The following is a 20081-nucleotide window of genomic DNA, read 5'->3' as shown; positions in this document are numbered from 1 at the left end:
ATCTGCTGGCCGACGAGGACGAGGGCCAGGAGTTAACCGTGCTCGGTGATTCCGCATACGGCACCGGCGACCTGCGCGCACACCTGCAGGCCGACGGCCACACCCTGGTGATCAAGCCGCCACCGCTGCGGCAGGCCATCCCCGGCGGCTTCACCATCGACGACTTCCACGTCGACGCGGCGGCCGGCACCGCGACCTGCCCGGCCGGACACACCGCCAACCTCGGACAGGTCAAAGCGGACGGCACTCGCACCGCCCAGTTCAAGCGCGCGTGCACCGACTGTCCCCTGCGCGGACGCTGCACCACCTCCAAGACCGGGCGCACCCTCAACGTCCACCCCCAGCACGAACTGCTCACCGCAGCCCGCCACCAAGCTGCCACCGACCCCGTCTGGCAGGACGAATACCGCAGATGGCGGCCCCCGGTCGAACGCGCCATCGCCTGGCTGGTCGCCAAGGGAAACCGCCGGGTCCCCTACCGCGGCGTCATCGCCAACAACCTCTGGCTCCACCACCGCGCCGCCGCCCTCAACCTCCGCCGACTGATCAACCTCGGACTCACCCGCACCAACGGCAGCTGGCACCTCACCCCGGCCACCGCATAGCGAAAAGGGGCTGCCCGGCCTACGGCCGGACAGCCCCTCACCAAGATCTTCATGAGTCTTCTAGGTGTACTCGGCCATGAGGTTGGTTACGCGCGTCGGTAGTTGATCAAGAAGAGACCTCCGGGCGTAGTGGAGATGCCTGTCTTCACCACAACCGGAGGTCTTGATGGCCCACGCTAATGCCCGGCTGACCTTTCACGGCAGATGCGTTCTGGTACGCCGTGTCGTGCAGGACCTGCGTCCTGTCGCGCATGTGGCCAAGGAGCTGGGAGTCTCACGGCAGTGCGCGCACCGGTGGGTGGCCCGCTTCCGGGCCGAGGGGTGGGACGGTCTGCATGACCGCTCCAGCCGGCCCCGCACTTGCCCGAGACGTACTCCCGAGCATGTCGAGGCCGTGGTGCTCGACGCACGGCGTTCTCACCGGCGCGGTCCGGACTTCCTCGCTGCGGAAACCGGCGTTCCCGCGCGGACGGTGACGCGCATCCTGCACCGCCAGGCATGCCCCGCCTGGCCTCGTGCGACCCGCTGACCGGACAGCCGATCCGCGCCGAACGCCGCGCTCACGCCCGCTACGAACGTGACCGGCCCGGGGAACTGATCCACCTCGACGTCAAGAAGATCGGACGGATCCCGGACGGCGGGGGATGGCGGGCCCACGGCCGTGAAGCCGGGAAGACGTACGCGCAAAAGCAGGCCCGGATCGGCTACGACTACGTCCACGCCGCCGTCGACGACCACTCCCGCATGGCCTACGCCGAGATCCACACCGACGAAAAGGCAGAGACCTGCGCCGGCTTCCTCACCCGCGCCGCGGCCTTCTTCGCAGCCCATGGCATCGACCGCATCGAACGGGTCATCACCGACAACGCCTGGGCCTACCGCAAGAGCACCGCCTTCCGGCAGGCCGTGGCCGACCTCGGCGCCCAGCAGCGGTTCATCCGCCCCCACTGCCCCTGGACGAACGGCAAGGTCGAGCGCTTCAACCGCACCCTGCAAACCGAATGGGCCTACCACCAGGTGTTCACCAGCAACACCGCACGCTCCCGCGCACTGGCGCCGTGGCTGACCTTCTACAACACTGGACGCCGACACACCGCGCTCGGCGGCCAGCCCCCGATCAGCCGACTGTCACCAACGTCATGACCAAGTACACCTAGTTAGCTAGGCCGGGACCTCCGGGCGCTGGTGGGTCTCGTCGTACCGGTCACGGGCCCGGAGTACCTCGGGCATCCGGCCCTCGACGAGCTCGATCAGCGCGAGCAGCCGTTCGGCGACCTGCCGGCCCAGCGGCGTCAGCTCGTAGTCGACGCGCGGCGGATTGGTCGGCTGGGCCTCGCGGCGGACCAGACCGTCCCGCTCCAGGGCGTGGAGCGTCTGCGAGAGCATCTTCTCGCTCACCCCGTCGACCCGGCGACGGAGCTCGTTGAAGCGGAAACTGCCGTCGAACAGGGCTCCCAGCGTCAGACTGCCCCAGCGCCCGGTGACATGCTCCAAGGTGCCGCGTGAAGGGCACTGCCTGGAGAACACGTCGAAGGCGAGGGCGTCCAGACGGGTCTTCTCGTCCATTCCGACAGCCTACGCCCGCGCAGCGCTCACTGCCCGGGTGCGCTTTCTCCCGGTGAGCGGCAGTTCAAAAGCCGAAGTCCTGGGTCCACCAGGGGCCGCCCGCACCGAAGTGCACGCCGACACCGAGTGTCTTGTAGTCGCAGTTGAGAATGTTTGCCCGGTGGCCGGCGCTGTTCATCCAGGTGTCCATCACGGCCTGGGCGTCGGCCTGGCCGCGGGCGATGTTCTCGCCGCCGAGCCCCTGCACTCCGGCCTTGGAGGCGCGGTCCCAGGGGGTCCGGCCATCGGGGTCGGTGTGGTCGAAGAAGCCTCGGGCAGCCATGTCGTCGCTGAAATTCTGCGCGAGCGAGGCCAGTGAGGCGCTGGCAGCCACCGGGCTGCAGCCGACCTTCGAGCGCTCCTGATTGACCAGGGCGAGCACGGCGGCCCGGGCAGAGGTGGCGGCGGCCGGCGCCGCGGACCGGCGGGCGTCCGGAGCGGAGGAGGCGGGGGCATCCGGCGCGGCGGACGACTTCTCGACCGTCGCCGGCGCGGTGCTCTTCGAGGCTTCCGGCTCGGCGGCCTTCGACGACGTCGGTGCGGTGGTCGACGGGGACGGCTTCGTCCGCCCGGTCGGCTCGGACGTCCTCGACGGCGTGGCGGACGACGGGGATCCGGCGGGGGACTTCGCCTTCGTCGGGCCGTCTGCCCGCCCGACACCGCGGCTGGCCTGGGCGGACGCACTGGCGCGGTCGTCAGGCGCAGTGGTCGAGCCGCCCCGGCCCAGCGGGTCCGGGACCCCTTCGGTACGCACCTGGTCCGCGGCCGCGCCACCGCCGGCCGTGTAGGCGTCGCCGCCCGGCAGCAGACCGGAGGCGACCGCGACGGCCCCCACGGCGAGGGCGGCGGAGACGCCGATCAGTGAGGTACGAACAGGTGTCCCGGTCCGCTTCCCGTGGCGCGCACCGCGGTGGCGCCCCGGGTCCACCGCCGCGCGGTCCTGAACGGCAGGAGCCGCGGCGGAGCGTCGATGGCGTCCCATCTGCTGAGCCCTTCTGACGGTCTGGACGCCGGTCTCGGCGTCAACACGCCTCACCCATTGGGGTGAGGTTATTGCGACGGGACTGTACGCCATGGCCTCTCGGCAGAAAGTGCTCCGCGAGCAATTCGCCGGTTAGCGTTCAGGCATGAACGAAGACGTACGGCTCACCGCGTGGGTACGCGGCCGAGTACAGCAAGTAGGGTTCCGCTGGTTCACCAGGGCAAATGCTCTGGAGATCGGCGGTCTCACCGGCTTCGCCGTCAATCTCGACGACGGCAGGGTGCAGGTCGTCGCCGAGGGGCGACGTGAGAATTGCCACCGCCTGCTGGACTGGCTGCGCTCGGACGACACACCCGGGCGCGTTGACGGAGTCACTGAGATATGGGACACCCCGCGCGGCGGTTACGACGGCTTCGCGATCCGCTGATCCGGGCCCGTCCGGCTCCGGATCGGGGGCTGCGTTCGGACCGTGTTCGAAGGGTGGCGTGCGGTGACGCGGCGGGGCGCTCATCTGCGTACACATGAAATGACCTGCGGAATGACCCGGTGGTTGCCAAGATTCGGTTGGCGTGCCAGGCTGCGGCAGTAAGGATGATCTCCACGCCCCCGAGGGCCCCGCAGGAGAGTCGCGCCGCATGATCGTCAAGCCGCGCGCCCCAGGGCAGCCCGCCTCTACAGGGCGTGATCGTGTTGACCGTCAAACTTTTTGGTGAGACGCTGAAATCCCCGCGCACCGCAGCTGTTCGGCAGAGCTGTTTGGCAGCAGAACAGCAGTGAATACAGAGCACTGCCGAGCACCGCGGGTGCGATTCCCTCACGACCCACACCGCATCGGTCGGTCACTCAGTGTGGAGGACCATCCATCATGGCAAAGGCGCTTCTCGGTTACGTCGGCGGTTCCGACCCGCGACTCCTCGCCGAGATGCGACGGCTCCAGCAACGCGTCCAGGACCTCGAATCCGAGCTCGTACGGATTCAGGGTGAGAACGACGCGCTCAATGCCGCCGCCCAGCACCAAGAGTCGCTGCTCGACAGCATCGACATCGACGTACCTCAGGCGGAGCCGGCGCTGACCTGACCGATCGCCTTCGGGGCCGGTCGGGCTGTACGCGTCAGCCGTCAGAGATCATCACCTGGATCGTCGCCGGATCATTGAAGATCACTGCTCTTGATCTGTCACCTTCGTGACACATCCTTGATCCGTCAATGCCGCTGCATGAGTAATACCGCACGCAACACCGCACAAGATTTACAAGGGGCGCTTCGGCGTCCCTTCTTTCTTTTGTGCTCGGACATCTCTGCTCGGAGCTGTGCGTACCCGCCCCGGACGTACACCCCTTCCCTTACCGTCTGATGTGCCCTGCACCTTCATCAGCGAAACCGAGAGCGAAAGGTAGAGTCCGGCGGCGTGCACCTCAAGGCCCTGACCCTGCGTGGTTTCAAATCGTTCGCCTCCGCCACGACGCTGCGGTTCGAACCCGGTATCACGTGTGTCGTCGGCCCCAATGGGTCCGGTAAGTCCAATGTGGTGGACGCGCTCTCCTGGGTCATGGGGGAGCAGGGAGCCAAATCCCTGCGCGGCGGCAAGATGGAGGACGTGATCTTCGCCGGCACCACCGGGCGGCCGCCGCTCGGCCGGGCGGAAGTATCGCTGACCATCGACAATTCCGATGGTGCGCTGCCCATCGAGTACGCCGAAGTGACGATCACTCGGATCATGTTCCGCAACGGCGGCAGCGAATACCAGCTCAATGGCGACACCTGCCGGCTCCTGGACATCCAGGAACTCCTCTCGGACTCCGGTATCGGCCGGGAGATGCACGTCATCGTCGGTCAGGGCCAGCTGGACTCCGTCCTCCACGCCGATCCGATGGGGCGGCGCGCATTCATCGAGGAAGCCGCGGGCGTGCTCAAGCACCGTAAGCGGAAAGAGAAGGCGCTGCGGAAACTGGACGCGATGGGAGCCAATCTGGCCCGCGTCCAGGACCTGACCGACGAGCTGCGACGGCAGCTGAAACCGCTGGGTCGACAGGCGGCCGTGGCGCGCCGGGCCGCCGTCATCCAGGCCGATCTGCGCGACGCCAGGCTGCGGCTGCTCGCCGACGACCTGGTGCGGCTGCATACCGCGCTGCGCAGCGAGATCGCCGACGAAGCGGCGCTCAAGCAGCGTCGGGAGGCCGCGGAGGCGGAGCTCAAGGCGGCGCTGGCGCGCGAGGCGGAGCTGGAGGACGAGGTACGACGGCTGGCCCCGCGGCTCCAGCGGGCTCAGCAGACCTGGTACGAGCTGTCGCAGCTGGCCGAGCGGGTGCGCGGCACGATCTCGCTGGCCGACGCCCGGGTGAAGAGCGCCTCCGCCGCCCCCGAGGAGGAGCGGCGCGGCACGGGATTCAGGGACCCTGAAAGCATGGAGCGGGAGGCCGCCCGCATCCGTGAGCAGGAGGCGGAGCTGGCGGCCGCGCTGGAGGCGGCGGAACGTGCGTTGGAGGACACCGCCGCCCATCGCGCCGATCTGGAACGGGAGTTGGCGGCCGAGGAGCGCAGGCTCAAGGATGCCGCGCGGGCCATCGCGGACCGCCGTGAAGGACTCGCCCGGCTGAACGGGCAGGTCAACGCGGCCCGCAGCCGGGCCGGTTCGGCGCAGGCCGAGATCGACCGGCTGGCCGCCTCCCGCGACGAGGCGCGGGAGCGGGCGGTGGCTGCCCAGGAGGAGTACGAGCAGCTCAAGGCCGAGGTCGAGGGCCTGGACGCGGGCGATGCGGAGCTGGGCGCGCGGCACGACGCCGCCAAGCGGGAACTCGCCGAGGCGGAGGCGGCGCTCGCCGCGGCCCGGGAGGCGGCCACTGCCGCCGAACGGAAGCGGGCGGCGGTCGCGGCCCGCCATGAGGCGCTGGCCCTCGGCCTGCGCCGCAAGGACGGCACCGGTGCCCTGCTCGGCGCGGGGGACCGTCTGTCCGGCCTGCTCGGACCGGCCGCGGAACTCCTGACGGTGGAGCCGGGGTACGAGGTGGCGGTGGCGGCGGCCCTGGGCACGGCGGCGGACGCGGTTGCGGTGACGGACCCGGCCACGGCGGCGGACGCGATCCGGCTGCTGCGCAAGCAGGACGCGGGGCGGGCGGCGCTGTTGCTCGGCGGGGTGTCTGTTCCCGGTGTGGCCGGCGATGGCTCTGGTGTCTCTGGTGTCTCTGGTGGCTCTGGTGCGAGTGTTGCCTCTGGCGCTGGTGGGGACAATGTGACCGCAGTTTTCGCCGGAGGTCCGCCCGCCGTCGCCGGCCTCGTCGGTGGGCCGGCTGAACTGGTGGGCGCCGTACGGAGGCTGGTGCGGGACATGGTGGTCGTCGGCACCCTGGAGGACGCCGAGGACCTCGTAGCCGCACGCCCGGAGCTGACGGCCGTCACCGCCGAGGGGGACATCCTCTCGGCGCACTTCGCGCACGGCGGTTCCGCCGGAGCGCCGAGCCTCCTCGAAGTACAGGCGTCGGTCGACGAGGCCGCCGCCCAGCTGGAGGAACTGGCCGTGCGGTGCGCGGAGTTGACCGAGGCGCAGCGGCTAGCCGGGGAGCGGCACGGCGCGTGTGCCGGACTCGTCGAGGAGCTGGGGGAGCGGCGCCGGGCAGCCGAGCGGGAGAAGTCCGGGGTGGCCCAGCAGCTCGGCCGGCTCGCCGGTCAGGCCCGCGGAGCCGCGGGCGAGGCCGAACGGACGACCGCGTCCGCCGCCCGTGCCCAGGAGGCCCTCGAACGTGCGACGGAGGAGGCCGAGGAACTGGCCGAGCGGCTGCTCGTCGCGGAGGAGATGCCGGTCGAGGAGGAGCCGGACACCTCCGTACGCGACCGTCTCGCCGCCGACGGTGCCAACGCCCGCCAGACCGAGATGGAGGCCCGCCTCCAGGTCCGTACCCACGAGGAGCGGGTCAAGGGACTCGCGGGCCGCGCGGACGCCCTCGACCGGGGCGCCCGCGCCGAACGCGAGGCCCGGGCCCGCGCCGAGCAGCGCCGCGCCCGGCTGCGGCACGAGGCGGCGGTGGCCTCGGCCGTCGCGTCCGGCGCCCGTCAGCTGCTGGCCCACGTCGAGGTGTCCGTCGTGCGGGCCGGGCAGGAGCGGGTCGCGGCCGAGGCGGCGAAGGCGGAGCGGGAACGGGAGCTGGCGGCCGAGCGCAATCAGGGCCGCGAGCTCAAGAGCGAGCTGGACAAGCTCACCGACTCCGTCCACCGCGGCGAGGTGCTCGGTGCCGAGAAGCGGCTGCGGATAGAACAGCTGGAGACGAAGGCGCTGGAGGAGCTGGGCGTCGAGCCGGCCGGGCTGGCCGCCGAGTACGGCCCCGACCAGCTCGTACCGCCGTCACCGCCTGCCGAGGGCGAGGAGCTGCCGGAGGACCCCGAGCACCCGCGCAACCAGCCGAAGCCGTTCATCCGGTCCCAACAGGAGAAGCGGCTGAAGTCGGCCGAACGGGCGTATCAGCAACTCGGAAAGGTGAATCCGCTCGCCCTGGAGGAGTTCTCGGCGCTGGAGGAGCGGCACAAGTTCCTCTCCGAGCAGCTCGAAGACCTGAAGAAGACCCGGGCCGACCTGATACAGGTCATCAAGGAGGTCGACGAGCGGGTCGAGCAGGTGTTCACCGAGGCGTACCGGGACACGGCGCGTGAGTTCGAGGGCGTCTTCTCGCGGCTCTTCCCGGGCGGCGAGGGGCGGCTCGTCCTGACCGACCCGGACAATATGCTCGCGACCGGTGTGGACGTCGAGGCCCGGCCGCCGGGCAAGAAGGTCAAGCGACTCTCGCTGCTGTCCGGCGGGGAACGCTCACTCACGGCGGTGGCGTTGCTGGTCTCGATCTTCAAGGCCAGGCCCAGCCCGTTCTACGTGATGGACGAGGTCGAGGCGGCGCTCGACGACACCAATCTGCAGCGGCTGATCCGGATCATGGAGGAGCTCCAGGAGAGCTCTCAGCTGATCGTGATCACGCATCAGAAGCGGACGATGGAGGTCGCGGACGCGCTGTACGGCGTCTCGATGCAGGGCGACGGCGTTTCCAAGGTCATCAGCCAGCGGCTGCGCTGATCCCTTGACTTAATCTTCAACACTTCTATGCCCTTTTTGGGAGCTTTGAGTAGAGTTGTGCTAAATACGCCTTCTTGACTTCGAAACTTGAACGCATATTCTCTGCACAGTCGTCTTTACGTTCATGTGGTGACAGTTGAGAAGTTATGCGCCACTTGGAAGAGCTCGCTCCCCCACAAGAGCTCGCCCCCACACCTGACGACGCGGCCAGGCATCAGGAGTTCAAGTGACCAGCACAGCGCAGGGACCGGCGTCCGGATCCCGAGGGGCCCACCCGGACCACCTGGGTCATGTCATCTTCATCACGGCTGCCGCGGCGATGGGCGGCTTCCTGTTCGGCTACGACAGCTCCGTCATCAACGGCGCCGTCGAGGCGATCCGCAGCCGGTACGACATCGGCTCGGCAACGCTCGCCGAGGTCATCGCCATCGCGCTGATCGGCTGTGCGATCGGCGCGGCCACGGCGGGCCGCATCGCCGACCGCATCGGCCGCATCCGCTGCATGCGGATCGCCTCCGTGCTCTTCACCATCAGCGCCGTCGGCTCCGCGCTCCCGTTCGCGCTCTGGGACCTGGCGATGTGGCGCATCATCGGCGGCTTCGCCATCGGCATGGCCTCGGTGATCGGCCCGGCGTACATCGCCGAGGTCTCGCCGCCCGCCTACCGCGGCCGGCTCGGCTCCTTCCAGCAGGCCGCGATCGTCATCGGCATCGCCATCTCTCAGCTGGTCAACTACGGCATTCTGCAGTTCGCCGGCGGGGACCAGCGCGGCAGGATCGGCGGCATCGAAGCCTGGCAGTGGATGCTCGGTGTGATGGTCGTCCCCGCCGTTCTGTACGGGCTCCTCTCGTTCGCGATCCCCGAGTCGCCGCGGTTTTTGATCTCGGTCGGCAAGAAGGACCGGGCCCGGAAGATCCTGGAGGAGGTCGAGGGCAAGAGCGTCGACCTCGATGCCCGGGTGACCGAGATCGAGACCGCCATGCACCGGGAGCACAAATCCAAGTTCAAGGACCTGCTCGGCGGCCGCTTCGGCTTTCTGCCGATCGTCTGGGTCGGTATCGGCCTGTCGGTCTTCCAGCAACTCGTCGGCATCAACGTGGCGTTCTACTACTCGGCGACGCTCTGGCAGTCCGTCGGCATCGACCCGTCGGCCTCGTTCCTGTACTCGTTCACCACGTCGATCATCAACATCATCGGAACCGTCATCGCAATGGTGCTGGTGGACCGAGTGGGCCGCAAGCCGCTCGCGCTGATCGGCTCCACCGGTATGGCCATCGCCCTCGGCTTCGAGGCATGGGCCTTCTCCGCGCCCCTGGTCGGCGGCAGACTGCCCCACACCCAGGGCATCGTGGCGCTCGTCGCCGCCCATGTGTTCGTGCTCTTCTTCGCCCTGTCGTGGGGCGTCATCGTCTGGGTCTTCCTCGGCGAGATGTTCCCGAACAAGATCCGCGCCGCTGCGCTCGGCGTCGCCGCGTCCGCGCAGTGGATCGCCAACTGGGCGATCACCGCGAGCTTCCCGAGCCTGGCCGACTGGAACCTGTCGGGTACGTACATCATCTACGCGTGCTTCGCCACGCTCTCGATCCCCTTCGTGCTCAAGTTCGTGCAGGAGACCAAGGGCAAGGCGTTGGAGGAGATGGGCTGATCCCCCGCTGCCCCGATCCACGATTCCGGAAGGCCCCCGGCCCGCACCCGGGGCCCTGCGGTGGTCAGGGGCGGTTGCGCGGCGCGATCGCCTCGCAGAACAGCCGCAGACTGCGCCATCCCTCCTCGACGGGCATCCCGCCGCACAGCGGATGGAGCACCAGGCTGTCCAGGTCCCCGGCCACACCGGCACACTCATCCGGTGTGACGACCCGGTAGACCCCTTCGTCCCGCAGTTCCGCCACGGTCGTCGCTGCCGAACGGACCGCCGAGCGGATGTCCTTGGACTGCCAGGAGGCATACGTACGCGCCTCGTGCAGGAAGTGTCCGCCGTACTCCGCCCACGTCCGGTCCGGGTCCTCGGACACATGGAGCAGCGGCGTCGCGGCGGACGGCATCATGCAGAAGCCGTCCGCCCCGAACTCCGCACGCCGCTCGTGGTAGTACGCCTCCAGCTCGGGCAGATGCGCGCTAGGGAAGAACGGCAGTCCGAACCGGGCCGCCCGCCGGGCCGCCGCCCGCGAACTGCCGCCCACCAGCAGGAGCGGATGCGGCTGGGTGTACGGGCGGGGCGTGACCCGGACCGTACGGCCCCGGTACGGGAACGGCTCCCCGGTCCACGCCCGCAGCAAGGTCTCCAGGAGCTCGTCCTGGAGCCTGCCGCGCCTGCCCCATTCGACGCCCGCCTGTTCGTACTCCTCGGGCCGGTAGCCGATCCCCGCCACCGTGACGAGCCGGCCCGCGCTCAGCAGGTCCAGGACCGCGATGTCCTCGGCCAGCCGCAGCGGGTCGTGCAGCGGACCGATGACCGCCGAGACGGTGACCGCGATCCGGCGGGTGGCGCCGAAGACCGAGCCCGCGAAGACGAAGGGGGAGGGCAGCCAGGAGTTGGCGGCGCCGTGGTGTTCCTCGGTCTGTACGGTGTCGACGCCGTGCTCGTCGGCGTACGCGGCCATCTCCAGCGCGGCGCGGTAGCGGGCCGAGAGCGACTCGGGGGTGGCGGCGGGATCGACCAGATTGAACCGGACCACGGTGAACGCCATGGCGCTTGTCCTCTTCGTCGGGCGGGCTCGGCGAGGCGGGACACTAGCTGACGTTCCGTCAGAAGTGTAGGGGTGCGTCACTCCGGGGCACCCCCGCGACCCCTCTCGGCGGGCCGCGGCAGGAGTGCGTACAGTGCGGCGGAGGCGGCGATCACGGCCGTCCCGCCCGGCCCGTGGCGTCCGATCCGTCCGTCTGTGAACGGGCCGGAGAGCCGCTCCATGCCGGTGAAGAGCTCTGTCGATGGCGATGAGCCCCGCACCCATGGAGCAGTAGTGCGGTCGGGTTCGCGCCGGCCCAGGTGGGGAAGAGGGTCCGGGCCCGGCCGGTGTGCTCGTTCTCGGGGACGGGTTCCAGGCCGCGCGGCGGGATCGTATCGTTACCCCCAAAAGGTGCATAACGCCCAAAGTGGTGCGGGGTGATCCTTCGGGGCGGCCCGCGCGGGCGGCCGTGACTGATACTGGGTGGGTTATGGAATTCGTCATCCTTGCTGTAGTCATCGCCCTGGTCGCGGTCGGCGTGATCAGCGGGCTCGTGGTCAGCAGCCGCAAGAAGAAGCAGCTGCCCCCGGCACCGTCGAGCACGCCGACCATCACTCCTCCCGAGCCCCATATCGGCGAGGAAGCCGAAGTACCGCGCGAGGAAGCGCGCCGCACCGTCGAGGAGGTCGGTCCCCCGGCGGCCGAGGCTCCCGCCGAGGAAGCCCCCGAGGTCGTCGAGGCCGTCGAGCCGGAGGCGCCCGTCGCCCCCGCCATCGAAGTGCCCGAGCCCACCGCGGGCCGACTGGTCCGGCTGCGTGCCCGGCTCGCCCGCTCGCAGAACTCCCTCGGCAAGGGGCTGCTCACGCTCCTGTCCCGCGACAATCTCGACGAGGACACCTGGGAGGAGATCGAGGACACCCTCCTCACCGCCGACGTCGGCGTCGCGCCCACCCAGGAACTGGTGGAGCGGCTCCGCGAACACGTCCGCGTCCTCGGCACCCGTACCCCCGAAGGGCTGCGCGCGCTGCTGCGCGAGGAGCTCATCACCCTGCTCGGCACCGACTTCGACCGTGCGGTCAAGACGGAGAGCGGCGTCGACACCCCCGGCGTCGTGATGGTCGTCGGCGTCAACGGAACCGGCAAGACCACCACCACCGGCAAGCTGGCGCGGGTGCTCGTCGCCGACGGCCGCAGCGTCGTGCTCGGCGCGGCCGACACCTTCCGGGCCGCCGCGGCCGATCAGCTCCAGACCTGGGGCGAGCGCGTCGGCGCCCGCACCGTGCGCGGCCCCGAGGGCGGCGACCCCGCGTCGATCGCCTTCGACGCGGTGAAGGAGGGCATCGCCGAGGGTGCCGATGTCGTCCTCATCGACACCGCGGGCCGGCTGCACACCAAGACCGGGCTCATGGACGAACTCGGCAAGGTCAAGCGGGTCGTCGAGAAGCACGGTCCGCTCGACGAGATCCTCCTCGTCCTCGACGCCACGACCGGACAGAACGGCCTGGTGCAGGCCCGGGTGTTCGCCGAGGTCGTCGACATCACCGGCATCGTCCTCACCAAACTGGACGGCACCGCCAAGGGCGGCATCGTCGTCGCCGTCCAGCGCGAACTGGGCGTACCGGTGAAGCTCATCGGTCTCGGCGAGGGGCCGGACGATCTGGCTCCGTTCGAGCCCGAGGCGTTCGTGGACGCCCTGATCGGAGACTGACACCTCCTCGCGCGTACCTGTACGCGAAGAGCCCGACCGCGGGATGCAGCCGCGGTCGGGCTCTTGCGCTGTGCGGAGCAGCCACCAACGGGTACCCCGCCCCTCCGCGCAAGCGGCGGCGGTTCTCAGCCGCAGAGGGGCGCGCGATGGCAGCTGTACGCCAGCGTGCCCAGCAGCAGCCGCGCCTGCGGCGGCGAGGCCGCCGTGTCCAGCACCGGCGGGCGCAGCCATCGGACCGGACCGAGACCGCCCTCGTCGGACGGCGGGGCGGTGATATGGCAGCCGGGCCCCAGCGCCCGCAGGTCCAGGCCCGCGTCGTCCCAGCCCATCCGGTACAGCAGCTGCGGGAGCTCGGCGGCCGCCCCCGGGGCGACGAAGAACTGTGCCCGCCCGGCCGGTGTCACCGCGACCGGGCCGAGCGGCAGCCCCATCCGCTCCAGGCGTACCAGGGCCCGGCGCCCGGCCGCCTCGGCGACGTCGAGGATGTCGAAGGTGCGGCCCACCGGCAGCAGCATCGAGGCGCCCGGCACCCGGGCCCAGGCATCCGCCGCCATGTCGAGCGAGGCGCCCGCGGGGACCTCGGGGACGAAGTCCAGCGGATGGGCGCCGGGGGAGGGGCACCGCACCTCCCCGCACGAGCAGCGGCCGGCCGTGGCCCGCGCCCCCGGCGCGACGGCCCAGCCCCACAGCCCTGTGTACTCGGCCACTGCGGTGCACTCGGCCGCGCGGCCGCGACGCCGTGAGCCGGTGCGCATCTCACGGATGCCGCCGATCGTGAAGCCCATGCCCCCTCCAACGGGTCCGGCTCGCCGGTGGTTACGACCCAGAGCGCAGTCGTGACGCTCCGTCGTCAGTGCCGATCCGTGGTGCGCCGGTGCACTCGGGGTGGTGCGACATGGTTCGCGTGCCCCGCCGCGCATCACCGCGTCCACTGCTGATCGCCGTGTGTCAAGTGAATCGCGCCCGGCGGTGATGGCGTTCATCCGAAGGGGTGGCGAATGGTGGCGTTTCTGTAATCGCGCTCGCCGAGCGCGTGATCGTAGGATTACCGTCGGTACGCGAACCGTGGAAGTATGTGCGGCCGTGGGTATGCCCGAGGCAACTCGATTTCCAGTTCGATCGTGCGCAACCTTCGTATGGGCAGCATCGGATCAGGGCAATTTGGTAATGGTTCGCGCGACAGTATTCGGCGGATGGGGGCGTTCCAGTGAGTGGCAGCGGCGCAGGCGATTCGAATGCCGGTAAGCGCCCCAATGGGCAATTGGGCTCATGGTTCGTGCGCAGCGGCTGGTCGAAGGGTGAGCTGGCACGGCAGGTGAACCGCCGGGCGCGCCAGATGGGCGCCCACCACATCAGCACCGACACCTCCCGGGTGCGGCGCTGGCTCGACGGTGAGCAGCCGCGCGAACCGATCCCGCGCATCCTTTCCGAGCTCTTCTCGGAGCGCTTCGGCTCCGTCGTCGCCGTCGAGGACCTCGGACTGCGCTCGGCGCACCAGTCACCGTCCGTGTCCGGCGTCGACCTGCCCTGGGCGGGCCCGCAGACCGTCGCCCTGCTCAGCGAGTTCTCCCGCAGCGATCTCATGCTCGCCCGCCGCGGGTTCCTCGGCTCCTCGCTCGCCCTGGCCGCGGGGCCCGCCCTGATCGAGCCCATGCAGCGCTGGCTGGTGCCCGTCACCGCCAACGGACACGAGGAACCGGAATCGGCCGCCGCGGCCCGTCGCCCCTCCCGGCTTTCCGCCCCCGAGCTCGATCTGCTGGAGTCCACCACCGTGATGTTCCGCCAGTGGGACGCGCAGTGCGGCGGCGGACTGCGCCGCAAGGCCGTCGTCGGACAACTCCACGAGGTCACCGACCTGTTGCAGGAATCGCAGCCGGCGGCCACCGCGAAGCGGCTCTTTCGCTGCGCGGCGGAACTGGCGGAGCTGGCGGGCTGGATGAGCTACGACGTCGGCCTCCAGCCCACCGCCCAGAAGTACTTCGTCCTCGCGCTCCACGCATCGAAAGAGGCCGGTGACAAACCGCTCGGTTCGTATGTTCTGTCCAGCATGAGCCGCCAGATGATCCACCTCGGACGCCCCGACGACGCCCTCGAACTGATCCATCTCGCGCAGTACGGCAGCCGGGACTGCGCCACTCCGCGCACCCAGGCCATGCTGTATGCGATGGAGGCCCGCGCGTACGCCAACATGGGCCAGCCCAGCAAGTGCAAACGAGCCGTCCGGATGGCCGAGGACACCTTCGACGACATCGGGATCGACGGCGAGCCCGAGCCCGACTGGATCCGTTTCTTCTCCGAGGCCGAGCTCCACGGCGAGAACTCCCACTCGTACCGCGACCTCGCCTACGTGGCGGGCCGCAGCCCCACGTACGCCACGCTCGCCGAACCCCTCATGAAGAAGGCCGTCCGGCTCTTCGGCGAGGACGACGAGCACCAGCGGTCGTACGCACTCAACCTGATCGGCCTCGCCACCGTCCACCTCCTCCAGCGCGAACCCGAACAGTCCACGGGGCTGGCCGAGAAAGCGCTGCTGGTCGCCAAGAAGATCCGCTCCGAACGCGTCAACACCCGGCTCCGCAAGACCGTCGACACCGCGGCCAGGGACTTCGGAGACATTCCGGAAGTCGCCAGGCTCACCGACCTCCTCACCGAGCAGCTGCCCGAAACCGCTGAAGCGGCCTGAGAGTCAGTCGGGTGACCTCTGATCGGGCGTGGCTGCCCGATCAGAGGTCACCCGACAGACCCTGAGCCGCACCCCAGACCCCGGCCACGGCGACCACCCCGTACAGACCGACTTCGGCTCCCCCGATTGCCAGGTCAGAGGGTGGTCGGCGTGGCCGGTTCGCGTTGCCGTTCCCGTACGGGAGAGTTCCTGTACGGGAGAGTCGTCACCGCACGTATGCGGCCGCGGCAGCGGAGCGGGCCCGGCACCGGGTGCGCCACCGCCGGTTCATGGGGCCGTAACACACCGGACCTCTTCGTCACTGCCGCGAAACACCGTGCGGCATCGGCGGAAACCGTGCTGGGCGAATCTCATGGCTCATAACCGGCCCGCACCTTTTCCCCAGTGGTCCCGCACGTGGTGCCGCTCAGCCCGCCCGCACGCGGCCGCACCGACGACGAGGAGACGCCGATGCCCCCAGGCATCACGACGCTTGCCGCACACGCCCCGACGCTGTCTGCCGCCAACACCGGGTTCATGCTCATCTGCTCCGCCCTGGTGATGCTCATGACCCCGGCCCTGGCCTTCTTCTACGGAGGCATGGTCCGCGTCAAGAGCACCCTCAACATGCTGATGATGAGCTTCATCAGCCTCGGGATCGTCACGATCCTGTGGGTGCTCTACGGATTCAGCCTCGCCTTCGGGACCGACATCGGTTCCGTACTCGGCTGGAGTTCGGACTACGTCGGTCTCAGCGGAATCGGCATCACCCAACTCTGGGACGGCTACACGATCCCCGTCTACGCCTTCGCCGTCTTCCAGCTGATGTTCGCCGTCATCACCCCGGCGCTGATCAGCGGCGCCCTCGCCGACCGGGTCAAGTTCACCTCGTGGGCCCTGTTCATCACGCTCTGGGTCACCGTCGTCTACTTCCCCGTGGCCCACTGGGTCTGGGGCGCGGGCGGCTGGCTCTTCGAGCTCGGCGTCATCGACTTCGCCGGTGGCACGGCCGTCCACATCAACGCGGGAGCCGCGGCGCTCGGCGTGATCCTCGTCATCGGCAAGCGCGTCGGCTTCAAGAAGGACCCGATGCGGCCGCACAGCCTGCCGCTCGTCATGCTCGGCGCCGGACTGCTCTGGTTCGGCTGGTTCGGCTTCAACGCCGGCTCGTGGCTCGGCAACGACGACGGCGTCGGCGCGGTCATGTTCGTCAACACCCAGGTCGCCACAGCCGCCGCGATGCTCGCCTGGCTCGGCTACGAGAAGCTCCGCCACGGCTCCTTCACGACGCTCGGTGCGGCCTCCGGCGCGGTCGCGGGCCTCGTCGCCATCACACCGTCCGGCGGCGCGGTCAGCCCGCTCGGCGCCATCGCGGTCGGCGCCATCGCCGGGGTCCTGTGCGCCATGGCCGTCGGCCTGAAGTACAAGTTCGGCTACGACGACTCCCTGGACGTCGTCGGCGTCCACCTCGTCGGCGGTGTCGCCGGCTCCCTCCTCGTCGGCCTCTTCGCCACCGGCGGAGTCCAGTCCGACGCCAAGGGCCTCTTCTACGGCGGCGGCCTCGACCAGCTCGGCAAGCAGGCCGTCGGCGTCTTCGCCGTCCTCGCGTACTCTCTGGCCGTCTCCGCCCTCCTCGCCTTCCTCCTCGACAGGACCATCGGGATGCGGGTCGACGAGGACGACGAGATCTCCGGCATCGACCAGGTCGAACACGCGGAGACGGCGTACGACTTCAGCGGAGCGGGCGGCGGCGCGGCCCTGCGCACCACGGCCTCCGCAGCGGCACCGGGCATCACGGCAGCACCGAAGACCAAGAGGGTGGACGCATGAAACTCATCACCGCAGTCGTGAAGCCCCACCGGCTCGACGAGATCAAGGAAGCCCTCCAGGCCTTCGGCATCCAGGGCCTCACGGTCACGGAAGCCAGCGGATACGGGCGTCAACGCGGCCACACCGAGGTCTACCGGGGTGCCGAGTACACCGTCGACCTCGTCCCCAAGATCCGCATCGAGGTCCTCGTCGAGGACGAGGACTCCGAACGGCTCATCGACGTCGTCGTGAAGGCCGCCCGGACCGGCAAGATCGGTGACGGCAAGGTCTGGAGCGTGCCGGTCGACACCGCGGTTCGCGTACGGACGGGCGAACGCGGCCCGGACGCCCTCTGACCGACGGCTCCGAAGACCGATGGCCGCCGAAGGCCGACGGCCCCGAACGAAAGGCAGCCGGGTGACGAGCACCGAAGTGTCCACCGAATCCGACGACTCGGAGCCCAGCGGCTACGCGGCGGCCCGGCTGCGCCTCCTCCAGGAGAAGGAGCAGCCCGGCCCGCCGCGCCGTGCGGCCCTCGCCGCGCTCACCGACGACTGGCTCACCGCGCTGTTCACCACCGCCGCCGAACAGACCGGCATCCACGGCGCCGCCCTCGTCGCCGTCGGCGGCTACGGACGCGGCGAACTCTCCCCGCGCAGCGACCTCGACCTCCTGCTCCTGCACGACGGCAACGCCGACGCCGGAGCCATCGCCTCCCTCGCCGACCGCATCTGGTACCCCGTCTGGGACCTCGGTCTCGCCCTGGACCACTCCGTACGCACCCCCGCCGAAGCCCGCAGAACGGCCGGCGAGGACCTCAAGGTCCAGCTCGGACTGCTCGACGCCCGCCCCGTCGCCGGAAACCTCGGCCTCGTAGCCGCCCTGCGCACCGCGATCCTCGCCGACTGGCGCAACCAGGCCCCCAAACGCCTCCTCGCCCTCGATGAACTCTGCCGTGAACGCGCCGAACGCCAGGGCGAACTCCGGTTCCTCCTCGAACCCGACCTCAAGGAGGCCCACGGCGGACTGCGCGACGCCACCGCCCTGCGCGCCGTCGCCGCCTCCTGGGTCGCCGACGCCCCCCGCGAAGGCCTCGCCGAAGCCCGCCGCACCCTCCTCGACGCCCGCGACGCCCTCCACCTCACCACCGGCCGCGCCACCGACCGCCTCGGCCTCCAGGAACAGGACCGGGTCGCCACGGCCCTCGGCCTCCTCGACGCGGACGCCCTGCTCCGCCAGGTGTACGAGGCCGCCCGCACCGTCTCGTACGCCACCGACGTCACCTGGCGCGAGGTCCACCGCGTCCTGCGCGCCCGGTCCGTACGCCCCCGGCTGCGCGCCATGCTGGGCGGCGGCAGGGCCGCCGCGACCGAGCGCACCCCGCTCGCCGAGGGCGTCGTCGAGGCCGACGGCGAAGTCGTCCTCGCCCGTACCGCGCGCCCCGAACGCGACTGCGTGCTCGTCCTGCGCGCCGCCGCCGCGGCCGCCCAGTCCGAACTTCCGATCTCCCGCCACGTCGTACGCCATCTCGCCACCACCGCACGCCCGCTGCCGGTGCCCTGGCCCGCCGAGGCCCGTGAGGAACTCGTCACCCTCCTCGGCGCGGGCGAGGCCACCGTGCCCGTCTGGGAAGCACTCGAAGCCGAAGGGCTGATCACCCGACTGCTCCCCGACTGGGAACGCGTCCACTGCCGCCCCCAGCGCAACCCCGTCCACACCTGGACCGTCGACCGCCACCTCGTCGAATCGGCCGTACGCGCCTCCTCCCTCACCCGCCGCGTCGGCCGCCCCGACCTGCTCCTCGTCGCCGCGCTCCTGCACGACATCGGCAAGGGCCGGCCCGGCGACCACTCCGTCGCCGGTGAGGTCATCGCCCGCGACATGGCCGCCCGGATCGGCTTCGACCAGCACGACGTGGGCGTCATCGCCACCCTCGTACGCCACCATCTGCTGCTCATCGAGACCGCCACCCGGCGCGACCTCGACGACCCGGCGACCGTCCGCTCCGTCGCCACCGCCGTGGGCACCACCGCCACGCTGGAACTGCTGCACGCCCTCACCGAGGCCGACGCACTCGCCACCGGGCCCGCGGCCTGGTCCTCCTGGCGCGCCTCCCTCGTCGCCGGCCTCGTCAAGCGCGTCGCAGCCGTGCTCGCCGGCCAGGCCCCGGAAGAACCGGAACCCGCCGCGCCCAGCGCCGAACAGGAACGTCTCGCCATCGAGGCCCTGCGCACCGGCGAACCAGTCCTCGCCCTGCACGCCCAGGCCGAGACCCCGAACGAGGACGGCGAACCGGAACCCGTCGGTGTCGAACTCCTCATCGCCCTCCCCGACCGCCCCGGCGTGCTGCCCGCCGCGGCGGGCGTCCTCGCCCTGCACCGCCTCACCGTGCGGGCGGCCGATCTGCGTGCCGTGGAACTCCCCGCCGAACTCGGCGCGGACGAAGCCGCCGACCTGCTGCTGCTCAGCTGGCGGGTCGCGGCCGAATACGGCTCCCTGCCGCAGGCCTCCCGCCTCCGCGCCGACCTCGTACGCGCCCTGGACGGCTCCCTCGACATCCGCGCCCGCCTCGCCGAACGCGAGGCGGCCTACCCGAGGCGGCGCGGGGTGAAGGCCCCGCCGCCGAGAGTGACGGTCGCGGCGGCCGGCTCACGGCTCGCGACGGTGATCGAGGTGCGCACCCAGGACGCCCCGGGGTTGCTGCACCGGATCGGCCGGGCGCTGGAACAGAGCGGGGTACGGGTACGCAGCGCGCACGTGTCGACGCTGGGGGCGAACGCGGTGGATACGGTCTACGTCACGCGTGAGGACGGCTCGGTGCTGCCGGCTGCGGAGGCGGCGGCACTGGCAAGGGCCCTGGAGGATGCCTTGCGGTGAGGCGTGAGGGGACTGTGCCCGTCGTCGTTGAACGCACGGAGATGCTCCCCGTCGGCCGGGGGATCTTCCGGCATCCACCGCTTGGCGCCCGGCGTGGACCTGCTCCCCGCACCC

The 20081-nt window shown here is 70.4% G+C and carries 14 protein-coding genes and 1 pseudogene; 11 read left to right on the top strand and 4 right to left on the bottom strand.

Going from position 1 to position 20081, the window contains the following annotated elements; all coding sequences use genetic code 11:
- Positions 1–605, top strand: a 605-nt coding sequence (locus ACZ7L9_RS28880; protein WP_471419676.1) for a transposase, incomplete at its 5' end; no start/stop codon positions are given.
- A gap of 166 nt (positions 606–771) precedes the next feature.
- A pseudogene (locus ACZ7L9_RS28875) lies at positions 772–1748 on the top strand (IS481 family transposase).
- A gap of 18 nt (positions 1749–1766) precedes the next feature.
- Here ACZ7L9_RS28875 and ACZ7L9_RS28870 read toward each other — a convergent pair.
- A complete protein-coding gene (locus tag ACZ7L9_RS28870; RefSeq protein ID WP_471419675.1) occupies positions 1767–2171 on the bottom strand; it encodes a winged helix-turn-helix transcriptional regulator in 405 nt (134 codons plus the stop codon).
- Positions 2172–2235: 64 nt separating this feature from the next.
- Positions 2236–3192: a CAP domain-containing protein gene (locus ACZ7L9_RS28865; protein WP_471419674.1), complete on the bottom strand. Its 957-nt coding sequence runs from the start codon at positions 3190–3192 to the stop codon at positions 2236–2238.
- A gap of 145 nt (positions 3193–3337) precedes the next feature.
- Between ACZ7L9_RS28865 and ACZ7L9_RS28860 the strand changes: the two genes are divergently transcribed.
- The 4 genes from ACZ7L9_RS28860 to ACZ7L9_RS28845 all read left to right on the top strand — a co-directional run bounded on the left by ACZ7L9_RS28860 (position 3338) and on the right by ACZ7L9_RS28845 (position 9890).
- Positions 3338–3619, top strand: a complete 282-nt coding sequence (locus ACZ7L9_RS28860; RefSeq protein ID WP_266748902.1) for an acylphosphatase — start codon at positions 3338–3340, stop codon at positions 3617–3619.
- A 438-nt stretch (positions 3620–4057) separates the two neighbouring features.
- Positions 4058–4270, top strand: coding sequence for a hypothetical protein (locus ACZ7L9_RS28855; RefSeq protein ID WP_148839554.1), 213 nt, complete (start codon positions 4058–4060; stop codon positions 4268–4270).
- Positions 4271–4600: 330 nt separating this feature from the next.
- Positions 4601–8245: an AAA family ATPase gene (locus ACZ7L9_RS28850; protein WP_471419673.1), complete on the top strand. Its 3645-nt coding sequence runs from the start codon at positions 4601–4603 to the stop codon at positions 8243–8245.
- A gap of 226 nt (positions 8246–8471) precedes the next feature.
- Entirely contained in the window at positions 8472–9890 is a 1419-nt protein-coding gene (locus ACZ7L9_RS28845; protein WP_471419671.1) for a sugar porter family MFS transporter, read from the top strand.
- Between the two features lie 64 nt (positions 9891–9954).
- On the opposite strand, the gene ACZ7L9_RS28840 is transcribed toward ACZ7L9_RS28845, so the two are convergent.
- Positions 9955–10932: an LLM class flavin-dependent oxidoreductase gene (locus ACZ7L9_RS28840; RefSeq protein ID WP_471419669.1), complete on the bottom strand. Its 978-nt coding sequence runs from the start codon at positions 10930–10932 to the stop codon at positions 9955–9957.
- Positions 10933–11401: 469 nt separating this feature from the next.
- Here ACZ7L9_RS28840 and ftsY point away from each other — a divergent pair, with 469 nt between their 5' ends.
- Positions 11402–12619 carry a signal recognition particle-docking protein FtsY gene (ftsY, locus tag ACZ7L9_RS28835; protein ID WP_471419667.1) on the top strand — a complete coding sequence of 406 codons (1218 nt, stop codon included), beginning with the start codon at positions 11402–11404 and terminating at the stop codon, positions 12617–12619.
- Between the two features lie 125 nt (positions 12620–12744).
- On the opposite strand, the gene ACZ7L9_RS28830 is transcribed toward ftsY, so the two are convergent.
- On the bottom strand, positions 12745–13404 hold the full coding sequence (locus ACZ7L9_RS28830) for a bifunctional DNA primase/polymerase (RefSeq protein WP_471419666.1): 660 nt from the start codon (positions 13402–13404) through the stop codon (positions 12745–12747).
- A 422-nt stretch (positions 13405–13826) separates the two neighbouring features.
- Between ACZ7L9_RS28830 and nsdA the strand changes: the two genes are divergently transcribed.
- The 4 genes from nsdA (at position 13827) to ACZ7L9_RS28810 (ending at position 19967) form a co-directional block, all read left to right on the top strand.
- A complete protein-coding gene (gene nsdA / locus ACZ7L9_RS28825; RefSeq protein WP_471419664.1) occupies positions 13827–15302 on the top strand; it encodes a transcriptional repressor NsdA in 1476 nt (491 codons plus the stop codon).
- Between the two features lie 450 nt (positions 15303–15752).
- A complete protein-coding gene (locus ACZ7L9_RS28820; RefSeq protein ID WP_471419683.1) occupies positions 15753–17111 on the top strand; it encodes an ammonium transporter in 1359 nt (452 codons plus the stop codon).
- Positions 17108–17446, top strand: coding sequence for a P-II family nitrogen regulator (locus ACZ7L9_RS28815; RefSeq protein WP_471419662.1), 339 nt, complete (start codon positions 17108–17110; stop codon positions 17444–17446). The genes ACZ7L9_RS28820 and ACZ7L9_RS28815 overlap by 4 nt, the downstream gene beginning before the upstream one ends.
- A 61-nt stretch (positions 17447–17507) precedes the next feature.
- Positions 17508–19967: a [protein-PII] uridylyltransferase gene (locus tag ACZ7L9_RS28810; protein ID WP_471419660.1), complete on the top strand. Its 2460-nt coding sequence runs from the start codon at positions 17508–17510 to the stop codon at positions 19965–19967.
- Positions 19968–20081: the final 114 nt, after the last annotated feature.

The organism is Streptomyces sp. NPDC111516, from assembly GCF_055635345.1.
This window is presented reverse-complemented; position numbering and strand designations above follow the sequence as displayed.